The following is a 12,746-nucleotide window of genomic DNA, read 5'->3' as shown; positions in this document are numbered from 1 at the left end:
TCTAATGCGAGACGTTAGCCGTTCGCGTTTTCTTCCGCCACCTGACGAAGCGCATCGCCCAGCACGTTAACGGGCTGGGCGCCAGAAATCAGGTAGCGCCCGTCGAGGATGAATCCCGGCACAGCACTCACCCCTGCCTCCATGAATTTCTGCTCGGCCGCTCGAACCTCGTCCGCGTACTGATCAGACCGTGCGATGGCCTCGGCAGTGTCACCGTCAAGCCCAACCTCAATGGCCTTTTCGCGTAGAACCTCTGGGTCTGAAGGGTTTTTCGCCTCACCGAAGTAGGCCTCGAACAGTGCCAGTTGCAGGGGCGTTTCCCGGTTCTGTGTGGCCGCCCAAGCAAGCACGCGGTGGGCCGCAAAGGTATTGTTTGCCCGACGCTCGAGTGCGCCACGGAAATTCAATCCCAGCTCTTCGGCAACCTTCATGATCTCACGCTGGGACTGCTCCATGCTGGCCGCGTCCTTACCGTACTTGCGGCATAAATGCTCCAGGATCGGCTCGCCCTCGGGCGGCATGTCCCGGTTGAGCTCAAAGGGCTGCCAGAAGAGCTCGACGTCGATCTCGCCCTTCAAGGTTTCCAGCGCTTGTTCCAGGCGCCGGTAGCCGATCGCGCACCACGGGCAGGCGACATCAGAGACTAGGTCGATTCTCAACTTTTGCATAAGGGCTCTCCTGGCTAGGTTCGGTCATCAGCGCACAAACTGCGCTAAGTCTTGGCTTTAATCAAGCAACACCTAAACGCAACCAGCTCAGTGGGTAAGGAGCAGCATCATGGGTGTCTAGAATACTCGAGGCAATTCACCTATTATTTCTATCACATATAAGACAGCGCTTTTCTTAAAAAGCTCTTTTCAAAATTGGTTAAGTAAGAAAAGGTTTCCTCTCTTTTTTTGGATAGAACATCAATTAACGAATCAATATTTTCCAAGTCTTTGATGTCAGCTCGTTCTATCAGTTTTTTCGCTACTTGATTCGGAATACCGAACTCCTCGAGAGAGTTAATCGCAGCAGGAAAGTAGAAATTTTCTAATGATGCGGCAAATGGCATATAATCTCCGCGCGAGTATTCGAATCTTTTAAAAATTACTTCTTGAATATCGCTAATTGCATATATAATTTTAGGAAGGTTGTAATTCACAAGATTTTTTTTGAAGTTAAATACAGATTGAACCGCATCATCAATTGTATAGTTTTTTTCTATTTTACTCCTAAACCTATAATCTTGAATAATTAAATCTTTGTCATCAGACTTGTTAATTACATCTCTTAACTTTTTGTTTAGTTGCGCCTCGGTTCTTACTGTACCACCCCCCATAGAAGAAACATTAAAATAATCCATGAGAATCATAGATAAATGGCGTAATTGTTCAGCATTTGGGTAGATGCTATCCCAAACCATTTTTCTATTCCAAGTACCACAATTCTTGATCAAATCATCTGCAAATCTAATTAGCTTGTTAGGGTCGATTCCTTGGTGCTTTAGAAGCAACTTAACTGGAAGAACTTCCTGATCATAGAATTTACGCACTTTATTTTTGTTTTCGTCCTTTACGTCTTCTCCCATGTGAAGCAACAGAGACTCTGACGCCTTATCACTCTGAGTTACAACTGGAAAATCAATATAAGGTAGTTCAACCTGCGGCTTGTTACCAAAGATATATACATTTCCGACGAAGTGCTTAAACATTCGACCTGAACGACCAGAAATATTATTAAAAGTAAACATATCTAGTTTTCGTCTACCTGTAATACAATCATCGTATATAACTATATTTTTAGCATTTGTATTCACTCCTTCAATCAAAGTTGAAGTGCAGATAAGAATATTTATTTTAGAATCATTAAACAGGTCAACAATTAAAGCACCTATAGCTCTGGGTAACTGAGCGTGATGATAAGCAACTCCATGTTTGACGCCCTCAACAAGAGACCAACTTTCATGAAAATTATTAGATAGCCAGTTAGATAAGGCATTATTACTATCGTCAGTTTTTAGAAGCCCAGATTCCAATAGTCTAGAAATCAGCAAACTAGTTCTCTGAGGAGATTTACAGTAAATTACCGTTTGCTCATCTCTACCAATGTCTTTCAAAATTTCAAATAGCTTCTCCTCTCTTTCAACATCTACTTCAGCATCCTTACCTTTAGTTTCCAATGGATAGAAATACTCATTAGTTGCTACTGTAGCGTAAGAATCGAACTTGAGAAAAGTACACCTTAGTTCCTCTGCAACCCCAGAAACCAATCCACTAATATTAGGACCTAACATATAAAAGCGTTGACACTTCCTATATAAATTTCTAAATGCAAGATTTAATCTGTCGCATCTTTCATCGTTATTTCTAGTCGGTGCGAGTTTGTAGAACTCATCAATAATAAAGAAATCTATAGAAGAAAATTGCTTGTATTCTAGCACCCTCTCTTGAGTAAAAATGAAAATATTTCTATCACTAGGTTGCTGAGTAACTTGGGTAACCACTTTGTATTTTTTACTGTATTTGAATAGTTTTTTCTTAAGTTCATCAATCAATGCTATTGTGGGTACAACAATCACCATATTATTAAATTCGTTACTAGCGACCAGTGCTTCAATGATCAGGCTCTTGCCAAAACTAGTTGGTGCGCTGAGAACAATGTTTTCTCCGTTCATTATCCGATGGAATACTTCTGCTTGTCGGATATGGAACGTCTTTTCATTATCCTGAGGAGTTGTAAACAAACTCTGTCTAATCTTATCCTTTGTAGTCGAACTTTCTTTATCAACATATGGAAACAGACCTAACTCACACAGTAGGTGATCCAAAATAAAAGCATTGGGTATTTCTTGTTTTCGCTCTAATGCCCTAATAACTATATCTTGAACTAGTGATTCATTGGTATGACTATTGAACTCATTGATTAATGATGGCAAAAAACTATTCCAATCACTAAATGAGCAGTCATTCAAGTGTTCTTTTGCTTCTTTATACCATTCACTCATGAGTTCAACTCCTCAACCAGCGAATCGTTCAATTGATTAACACTCGATACAGGGAAATAAAACACCTTTAGATCGATTAAGCTTATTAATTCTTGATTTATGCCCCCAATTTGAAGCAACCCTCGACATTCTTGGATCTTTGCTTCAAAGGCATTCAAGAAATCATGTTTGTCATAATCGTTAATAAGTTCACTATCATGCATAATAAAAATTGGTATGACGATCTTATCGAACCTTTTATCTATAGCAAGCCTGTAATCAGCAAGCCTTTCCAGTTTTTCTTTATGAGGCCAAGATGGATCAATCTCTGATGTAAGAGCGTACAAGCGAGTTTGAAGAGACTGTAAATTTGAAATGTAGTTGACGTTATCAACCGCTTGGTTTACAGCCTCTTCAATACTGGTGCTAACAGAAGATGCTCCAATCCAAAGCTCAATATTGTCGAAGTTCAAAATGGCATGTGTACAAGAAAACGTTTTATTATTCTGATCAAACATACGGTTCATTATCGGTATAGTAGAATACGACTCTCTAATAGAGATATGTAAACAAAGATCTCCTAGAGCATTTAAAACTGAAGCTGGGTAGTTAGCTCTTGCATATTTAAATAGACTCCTTGGATTTCCTTTAAAATTAGCTCTGTCCTTATGTGAAAGGCTGTAATCTATAATCCAGTCATATACAGCTTCGGTGAAATTAGTCATGTTCCATTTCTCGAAAGTAAAGCCAATATCGACCCCTTTAAAATTTGGAACATCACTAATGCAATTTATACAATAGCTAAATGGTGAGGTTGGATGTGAAGGGGCTTTGTACTCAATACCCTCCTGAGCGATAATTTGAATGCCAGCTGATTCAACAATTTCATGAATCGATTGATCATTGAGTAAGTCATTAGTTGATACTGAATATAAAGTATTGTTTCCTTGCTGCACTAGAAGTATACCGATGCATTTTCCATCATACATTATGGGAGAGCCGGACATTCCTTTGTATTGACTAACAGTATTTGACTGTGATATTTCAAAACTCCATTCTTTCGAAGTCATGTGTGCGAATGTATTCGTAACCTTAACGGTGATTGGCGCATGATAATGTTCCTTCTCTATAGGATAACCACATGACTTAACCTCATTGTCTAGGTTAACTGTTGTCCTATACAGATCAATTGAACTACTAGTTATACTATCTTCAACTTTCAGTATTGCCACATCAATTTGAGCATTGCTATATAAGCAAGTCGCGTCAATTGAGTCTCCTTCAGCATAAGCATCACTCGATAAATACACTTTTAGCGAAGTTGCTTCCTCAACTACGTGATTAGCAGTTAGAATCAAATTACCCGAGATTGAAAAACAAGTTCCTCTTTTAGAGACGGCATTAGACAGTAACGCTTCAACGATGTAAATCGACTCAACCTTGAACTCTTCGATTACTCTTTTATTCATAAATCAAACTCGCAAGAATCCATAGTTAGCTTGATATTTGGGTAACTCGTTTGTAGTTCACTCGTGAACCAGACAGGGATATGGTCGACCTTATAGTTCATAATAATCTCAGCCCCAGAGTGCTTTTTTACAATAGCAATTCTTGCCAAGACTTCCAAATCTGGGTGATCATGAGAGTTTCCATTTGTACTTATCAAGTATTTTTGACAAACAATACGATTTAACAGTTCTAGGCTAGTATTATTCTTACTTCCATGATGTGATATTTTCACTGCATCAACTTCTATTTGTTCTAAGCCTAAACTGTCTAGCCATGAAATCACTGTCCCTGCGTCACAGTCAGATAAGTACAACAAACGTTTGCTATTTGATTCAATTAGAAATGACAAGCTGCTTTTGTTAGTCATTGAATGGTCATCTTCAAACTCAATATTTGCTAATGATTCGATACTTCTTTCTTCAGTAGATGCAACATAAATTACATTAGACGCTGTTTCTTGTAGAGCCTTTGCGTAGTGCTCGAAAGCTTCATAAAACGCTTTGCTTATAACCTTTGGCCTAATTCTTCTTTCTGACAACTTATCCTCCCAGCGGTCTTTTAGCTCTTGTAAAACTAACTTAGAAGGACCTATAACTGAAAACTTCATATCACCAACATAAAAGGTATCACAGCTCTCTCGATATAGCGCAGCTCCCCCAACAGAGGGGTTTGAAGTAATTCTCTTATCCAAAAGCAAATATGAAAGTGAAGTACCTTCTGAGTAACCTATCTGATCACGGCTGCCTATTACTGATGACTCTTCTGATATCGCACGTAATTTAGTATCTGTTATACGATCCGATTCTACGTTATAATTCACATTACCAAACAATTGTTCTGCACCATTAAAGTAGAATTGATCAATATTAGGGCAACTGTTACTCTGCAGTAGCTTAATGATTCCATTAACGTGATCATTGTCGATGTGAGTGACTATTACACAATCAATCTTATCCCTACCCACAACATTAGATTTCCAGCAAGAAAAAGACTGAGCTGTGCCACCGTCAATCAAAACGAATTCCGTTCGACTTTCAATAGAAATACAATCACCATTACCAGCTTTATTCATTATTATCTTTAACATCTTACTATCCATTCATCTTATGTGGCTTTAGTTAAATCCCAATATTAAAAAACACTCATTTATCATAAAATATAACTTAAATATTAGCTAAAAAATTTCTGCTTATTTCTTATCGCCTACTAATCATCACGTAGCAAGCCATCGCCCTTTAAAATTTTTCGACGACAAAGTAAATCGAATACATGGCTTACCGCTTGAAAATCTATAAGGTGGTACCTGCTGAGTGAATATATAATGCAGAGCACATGGTTTAATTAAAGATGGATTCAATTCTACACTAAGCCGTTTAGGGTAAAATTATTTAGCTAATATCTACCCATTTTTAATTTGATAGGAGCCAATAGTGACACATTTTATTGTCTCCCAACTCCGATACTTTTCCATCATGGCCCTCTTGGTACGATGTTCAATTCTGCGTTATAACAGAGATTTTACGCTTCCCTGCAAAACCTCAACAAATGCGACGGAGCATTGATTGAAGTTTTGCAGCCACATGACCTGACTCTATCCCATTGATTCGCTTCGAGGCAAAGCAAATATTGGCACTATATCCAAAGGTCGCGTGCAGGTGCCGCTTTGCTCCGCCTAAAAAGACTTCATTTAAAAGTAATATTTAGAGGTAGAAACCAGTTATTTGACACTAGTTCAAAAACTATCAGCCGTCCTGAAGCAACGCTTAGATAGCTGCTTAGAGGGCAAACGCCTCACCGCCGATTTGATGGGCTGTCGGCTTCTAACTGAGCCCCACACATCCCATCTCCCCACCAAACCACTGCTGCTTTAACCCACGCTGCTTTTCCAACAACAGTGTTAGGTATTCACGCAGTGGATGTGTTGTTGGCAGCGCAGCAAAGTGCTTACGCAAACTGCGTTGATAGGAAAACTGTTCAGCGGGCACATGCAGCGGCGTGGCGTTTTGAGAGAGCCATTCGATGTCAGGCAGGAGCAAGCGGGTGGCGTTGCTATCGAGGGCTAGCGTGACGCCTTTTACATCGAAGTCACCGGCGTAGATATGCGGCCGGTGGGTTTTGCGCCATGCCTCGGCCAATAATGTGAAACCGCCGCCATAGTGGCTGTCGCCTCGGTAGACGACCAGTGGATTAACGTAGCCGCTTAGCGCTGCAATATCCGGCGAAAATTCATAGAAGCTGTCCAGGTTTTCAACCTGAATTAAGGCGCTAAACGCACTCAGCTTTAACCCCAGTACATCCACATCGCGAATAGCCCGTGGCTCGTTAGCAAGCCCGGTTGTTAGCTGCGGCGGAAAGCTGACGAGTACCCGCCGCGCTCGGGGACTTTCGCGGGTGGCTTTATCCTCTTCCACGCCTTCTTTTGCTTGGGCGGCGCTGGTCAGGCCGCTGAGAGATCGGCCTAGCGGCGCTATGCGGGCGCTGTCTAATACATCGTTTATCTGCGCCAGCAACGCGGCGTCAAAGCGCAGCGTTTTGCTGGTTATGCGCGAGGTCAGGTCAATATCATGCTGATGGCACCAGGCCACTACGTCGCCTACCCATTGGCTGCGGGGCTTTTCCACCGTGGGCTGGCGGAGCAGTTCGCGGGCCACACCGTTTAGCCCATTGCGGGCGCGACCGGGTAGGTTCATACGGCTAGCTGCAGCTCAACGTCGTGGATCAGGCGCAGGTGATTAAATTGGCTGGCCTGGCTCTCCTGCTGCTTGAGCCGGAACGCCTTCTGATCGCTGCGCGGCAGGCCCTGGTATTCGGAAATCACCTGGAATAGCCAGATCTCATCCGGCCATTCCAGTGGGCTTTCGTGTAGGTATTCAAGGGCGCTGACCGGCGCTGCCTGGGGCTGGTCGATCACGCTTAAATAGAAGTGTTCGACATCCTGCTTTAGCGCCTGTTGGCGGGCGGCGGCCAGGCTGCTTTCCTGCGCTTGGGCGGGTGCGGCGGCTTCCACCGTTTGCGTGGTGTGGCGCGGCTGGGGAAGTTGGTGGAGCAGGTCGGCGAGTACCTGGCACTCCAGGTTACGATCCAGCGCCGGGGCGGCCGCTGCGTTTAGCGGGGTGGCTTGGTTAACCAGCGCGGGTACCTCGCTGCGCCGAGCGTAATTGCTGGGCACAAAGCCTGGGTGCTCGCGCATAAACGCTGCCATGCCGCTAATCAGGCGGCTGCGCGCCTGCTGTTTGCGGAAGCGCGCCATTAGCTCGATCAAGCGCCGCTGCACTTCGCGCAAACCGGTGTAGTGGTGGCTTAACTGCTGCTGAAGCTGGCTGATCAAGAGCTTGCGCAGGCTGCCGTCGCTTCCCACCAGTTCAATCAACTCGTCAAAGTTAATCAGTGCCAGGCCATCCAGAAGCCTTGCGATCTGTTTCTGGGCGCGGTCGTTCTCACGAATTTTATCGTTGAGTTGGCTGACGAAACCAAAATCGCTGTTCAGCCGCTGCCATAAGCTGTCGATGGCATCGGCGAAGCGGCCGTTAAGGTCGTCAACTTCCTGGCGCAGGCGCATTAGCTGCTGCTCTAACCGCCAGTGCTCGCCTCGGCTACGCGCTTCGCGGTAGCTGTGTACCAATGAGCGAATCAGCTCCAGGGTTTCCGCCACGTCGGCATTCACATGGCGGCGGGTTTCATCGGCGAGCATTTCGGCGATCAGTTCGCGCACTTTGGGCGAGAGCTTCACCCCGCTCTGCTCATCCGGGCGCCACAGAATACGCGCCGCCAGCATCTTGCGCAGCGCGCTATCGCTGAGCGATTCCAGCGGCACTTCATCGCGGGTGTAGGCCTGCATCAGCGTTTCAGAATGCTTGCCCAGTAGCGCTAGGCGCTCAGCGCCTGTTTTTAGCAGGCGGCTCTCCAGCTCACTCACACTCTTGCCCACGCTCTTATTCACAACAGGGCCTCCTGCGTGCCTTCTTCTCCTTCGGCATCAATCGGCAGGTTCTCTTCATCGCGAATAAAGCGCACCAGGTCCACCAGGTAATCAATCTTGCCGGTGATCACAAATACCTGGCGCTCGGAATGCGGCTGGAGCAGGTAGCCGTGCTCTTTCAGGCGCTTGAAGACCTGTTTTACCTGGGCATCTAGCTGGTCGCTTTGCGAGCCAAAAAAGCTGTCGGTGGCCAGGCGTTCCAGGCGCTCGCGCAGGCTTTGGTTGTCTTCACACTTGGCGCTGAACTCGGCCGGTTTGAGTACATCACCGGGGGCCGCCAGAGTATCGCGGCCCAGCGCTTCTTGCACCAGCTGTAGCCACTCCAGCAGCGGCAGCAGGCTGTTAAGCGTCTCGCCCAGTTGGCGCGAAAGCTGATCCCGGGCGCTGTCGTTGAGCTGACGCCAGGCCAGAAAGTAGACGCTGCCCTCTTCATTGCTGGCCAGGCGGCGGTTAAGTGGCCGCAGGTAGGTATCGATCTCCTCGCGGGTCTCTGCGTTGCTCAAGTGGCGATAGCCGCTTTCATCGCTCACCGGGCAGATAAACTCCCCGGCGAGTAAACGCTCAAGCAGTGGGCCATGTTCGATCATACCGTCACCTCCTGCTGACGTTCCTGGAGCCGCTCGGCCAAGCGGCTCAGGCGCGGTTCAATGCGTTTTAACACCCGTTTATTGGCGTTAGCGTTATCGCGGTCAATCAAGTAGCGATTGGCGAACAGCAGCAGCACGTCGGATTCAGGATTGGGGAACGCGCCGACAATATGAATGCGGTTGCTGTCACAGGCCTCAAACAGCTTTTCGACGTTGTGGTAGGCCAAGGTGCCGATCTCATCGATGGGCCAGTGGATGGCGATTTCTGCGTCGCCGCGCAGCAGGCGGGTAAACGCGAGCAGGAATTTACACAGAATCAGGTACGCCATGCCGTGGCTGGAGGACTCCAGCAGCTGGCGGTCGTTCTTGATCACCAGGTCCGTGCCGCCTTCGTTCAAGTGCAGCTCCAGACGCAGCAGGCTTTCAAAGCTGTACTGCTGGTCGCTGCGCAGCAGATCGACCACGTCCGCCAGGGTATTCAAGTAGTCGTCGCTGGGCAGCGTCTGGCCGGATTCGCGCCACTCTTTATAGCGCTGAGCGAACAGCTTCAACGGCTCCCAGAAGCCCAGCTCGTCGATGGTGGACTGAATACGCACTTCGGCTTTGGTGATGCCTTCCAGGCGCAGGTCGTCGGCGACTTCTTCTGAAAGCCGACGGCTCTGGGCGCTGATGCGACGGTTCAAGTCGCGGAACACGGTAAAGAATTTATCCAGGTCATCGCTCAGGTTGCGGCCTTCCTGAATCAACTGCTGCTGTTGGTCTTCAAGCAGTTTGAGCATGTCGCGCAGTAGCGGCAGTTGGAGGCGCGGGTTGTCGCTTTGCAGCTTGCTGCGCTCGCTCTCCAGCGCTTCGGCAAAGCCGCTGCTGGCGTCCTTGATCAGTTGGCTTTCAACCTCCAGGCAGCCACGGCGCAGCTGCTCGATGAGCTGGTGGCGATTGCCCAATGCCTGGCGGGCGCGCTCAATGCGCTCGTCCACATCGCCCAGCGGCGCCGCCGGGGTCTGGCCGTCGGGTTCAATGGCGAGGCCTTCCAACTGGGTTAGCAGTGGCTTTAAGGCTTCCAGGCTGGTGTGTTCGCTCTCCCGCTGTGTTTTCAGCGTACTGACCGTGCTCTGGTGGGTTTTACGCGCTGCCTGAAAATCGTTTTTCAGACGCTCTTTATCGCGTTGAAGCTGCTGTTCGGTTTGCTCCAGCTCGGCTTCCTGGGTGACCAGCTGCGGCTTGTGCTGGCCCCACTCCACGCGCATAAAGCGGGTGTATTCGGTGAGTTCATCCTGACGGGCGGCGGTAACGCGGATGCGTTCCTCCTGGCTTGCCAGGCGCGCCTTGGTGTCTTTTAGCTTTGCCGGGTCGACGCCCTGTTCGGCCAGCTCCTGGCTAAAGGCTTCTTCCAGCTCCGCCCGCTGGCGCTGGTGTTCAGTGTTGGCGTCGCTTAGCTGCTGCTTGTACTGGCGCAGCTGAGCATCCAGGCTGTCCAGCTGGCTTTGGCCGTCGGCTTTTAGCTCTAACAGCTGGCTTTGATGGGTTTCACCCAGCGCGTTAAGGGCTTGCTGTTTCTCTTCACGCAGCTCGGTTTGTGTTTGTTCCAAGCGGGCTAACGCGGCTTGACGAGTGGCGCGGCGCTCCTGTTGATGCTTGGCGTGGCGCTCTTGCTGCTGGCGGCGCGCCTCGGTCGCAAACTCAACTTCCTGCTCGGCACGCTTATGGGCCATACGGCCTTGGTCTTGAGTTTCATCGGCTTTTTGGACGCGCTCGTTATGCTGTTTAAGCGCTTTCTCGGCCGTTTGGCACTCTGCCTGCGCGCGCCGCTTGGCGCTATCTGATTCTTCGATGGCGGCAAGCAGCGTGGCTTCGTCCTGGGCGTAGTCGGGCAAGGCAATGGCCGAGAGATCCAGCGCCAGCCCAAACAGATCATCGCTGCCGCCGCCGGCTAATTGAGGCGCTAAATCGCGTCGTTCTAAAAGCTCCGGGGCAATCACTTTGCCCAACTGCTGCTCCCAGCCTGGGCGGTGGTAGCGCAGAAAATGGCGCAGGCTGCCCTGCTCGGGGTCACGCTGCTGGTAAAGCGCATAGCAGCGCTGCTCGGCGCGCTCAAGCTGTTGACGAAGCTGAACCAGTTGCTGCTCGGCATCGTCCCGGGCGCGGCGGTTGCTTTCAAACTCGCGGCGCAGGCCGTCTAGCGTGGCGGCCGATGCGTTACGCTCCTGCTGGGCCTGGTCCAGGCGCGCTTGGGCAAGCTCAGCATCAGCAGCTTCTTCGGCGGTTTGAGTCGAAAGTGAGAGCTGGGCTTTTAGCTCGGCCAGCTGCTCAACGCCCAATTCAAGCTGCGCCTGATACTCACCGTCCAGGCGCTGGCGCTCCTGTTGATAGCGCTCATTAAGCTTCTGCTCGGCTTCCCACTGCTGTTCACGGCGCAGGGCTTTCTCTTCCACCAGGGCGTCAATCAGCTCCTGGGCTTCACCTGTCTGGCGGGCCAGCGCCTCGGAAAGCTCACGCAGGCGCCCATCAAGCCGCGCCTGGCTCTCTTTTACCGCATCCTGCATCACGTTCAGGTGAGCACGCAGCTGGTCGCGCTGTTCGCGCCACTGAGGCAGCGCGTTGATATCACGCTCCAGGGCGGGCATGTCCGCCTCGAAATAGTGCTCGTATTGGGTTTGCAGATCATTAAGGCGGCGCTGGGTCTGCTGTAAATCGCTGACCACTTCGCTGTGGCGGTCGTTAAGCTCATCCCGCGCCTGGGCGTAGTCGCTTTCCCGCTGCTGAAAATCGCGCTGATGGCGGGCAAGCTCGGCGTCCACATCGGCCATACGCCGCTCAGCCTGCTGGCGGTCATCTTCAAGCTGGGGCTTAAGCTGCCAAAGGGTGGCATCAAGATGGGCAAGCTCGCGGTCAATCCCGGCAAGCCGGGCGAGCGACGCCTGTAGCGGCTCCAGGCGCATGGATTGGCGCATCTGGGCAATCCATTCACGCGCCTTGGTGTTACGTATCCGCGTGACCGGCAGCTCAACGCCATCCTCTTCGAAAATCGCCGCCAGCATGGTTTTGAGGGTATCCATCTTGCCCTCTTTGGCATGCACCGCCGACACCAACTTTTCAATATGGCGAATACGCCGCTCGGGCTTGACCAGACTGAACTGCGCGGCGATCTGGCGCAGTTTGAGGCCGTCGCGGCTATTGCCGTGCAGCTGGGTAAAGTCGTTTTGGATCACCGAGCGAAATTCAGAGGTCGCGCCCAGCTTGGACGACACCGGCGTACCGTTGCGGCGCAGGCCGCTGGCCCACTGTGTGTAGTCGAGTGCGGTCACGCCCGCCTCGCTCTCCACCAAATAATCTTCCGGCTGATAAGGCCCGCCCACAAAGCGGTACTCTACTCCGCCTTCGGCTTTGCGGGTCAGCACTGCCTGGCAGATGTTGCCCGCCTCGCGACGGTATTCATACACCAGGTAGCTGTTGCGATGCGGCAGGTAAAACGCATCAAACTTCATGCGCGTTTTGGGCACTACCTTATTAGGCAGCTCGCCGTAAAACACCGGCACCAAGCGCTGAAGCGTGGTTTTACCCGAAGCGTTGGTGCCGCAAATATTGGTGTGGCCGTCCACACTGAGTTCAACCACGCCTTCAAGGTGGCCGTGAATCATCACGATGCGTAGCAGGTGGGCCATGCCGTGTCCTTGATCGATAGGGTTTCGAAAACGACTATCTTGCC

Annotated in this window: 8 protein-coding genes; all 8 read right to left on the bottom strand. The window is 49.5% G+C overall.

Annotated features, from left to right (window positions below; all coding sequences use genetic code 11):
- Positions 1 to 14: 14 nt before the first annotated feature.
- Positions 15 to 668, bottom strand: a complete 654-nt coding sequence (locus tag ACT3T6_RS02960; RefSeq protein ID WP_193055304.1) for a DsbA family oxidoreductase — start codon at positions 666 to 668, stop codon at positions 15 to 17.
- A gap of 152 nt (positions 669 to 820) precedes the next feature.
- Positions 821 to 2,986, bottom strand: a complete 2,166-nt coding sequence (locus tag ACT3T6_RS02955; protein WP_193055303.1) for a DEAD/DEAH box helicase — start codon at positions 2,984 to 2,986, stop codon at positions 821 to 823.
- Complete coding sequence (locus ACT3T6_RS02950) at positions 2,983 to 4,434, bottom strand: Hachiman antiphage defense system protein HamA (RefSeq protein ID WP_193055302.1); 1,452 nt, start codon at positions 4,432 to 4,434, stop codon at positions 2,983 to 2,985. The genes ACT3T6_RS02955 and ACT3T6_RS02950 overlap by 4 nt, the downstream gene beginning before the upstream one ends.
- On the bottom strand, positions 4,431 to 5,546 hold the full coding sequence (locus tag ACT3T6_RS02945; RefSeq protein ID WP_193055301.1) for an MBL fold metallo-hydrolase: 1,116 nt from the start codon (positions 5,544 to 5,546) through the stop codon (positions 4,431 to 4,433). The genes ACT3T6_RS02950 and ACT3T6_RS02945 overlap by 4 nt, the downstream gene beginning before the upstream one ends.
- A gap of 748 nt (positions 5,547 to 6,294) precedes the next feature.
- Positions 6,295 to 7,164, bottom strand: a complete 870-nt coding sequence (locus tag ACT3T6_RS02940; protein ID WP_193055300.1) for a DUF7281 domain-containing protein — start codon at positions 7,162 to 7,164, stop codon at positions 6,295 to 6,297.
- A complete protein-coding gene (locus ACT3T6_RS02935; RefSeq protein WP_193055299.1) occupies positions 7,161 to 8,414 on the bottom strand; it encodes a hypothetical protein in 1,254 nt (417 codons plus the stop codon). Before ACT3T6_RS02935 ends, ACT3T6_RS02940 begins: the two co-directional genes overlap by 4 nt.
- Positions 8,411 to 9,040, bottom strand: a complete 630-nt coding sequence (locus ACT3T6_RS02930; RefSeq protein WP_193055298.1) for a condensin complex protein MksE — start codon at positions 9,038 to 9,040, stop codon at positions 8,411 to 8,413. The genes ACT3T6_RS02935 and ACT3T6_RS02930 overlap by 4 nt, the downstream gene beginning before the upstream one ends.
- Positions 9,037 to 12,702: an ATP-binding protein gene (locus ACT3T6_RS02925; protein ID WP_193055297.1), complete on the bottom strand. Its 3,666-nt coding sequence runs from the start codon at positions 12,700 to 12,702 to the stop codon at positions 9,037 to 9,039. The genes ACT3T6_RS02930 and ACT3T6_RS02925 overlap by 4 nt, the downstream gene beginning before the upstream one ends.
- Positions 12,703 to 12,746 lie beyond the last annotated feature (44 nt).

It is taken from the genome of Halomonas sp. 72 (genome assembly GCF_052379785.1).
Lineage (GTDB): Bacteria > Pseudomonadota > Gammaproteobacteria > Pseudomonadales > Halomonadaceae > Vreelandella > Vreelandella citrativorans.
This window is presented reverse-complemented; position numbering and strand designations above follow the sequence as displayed.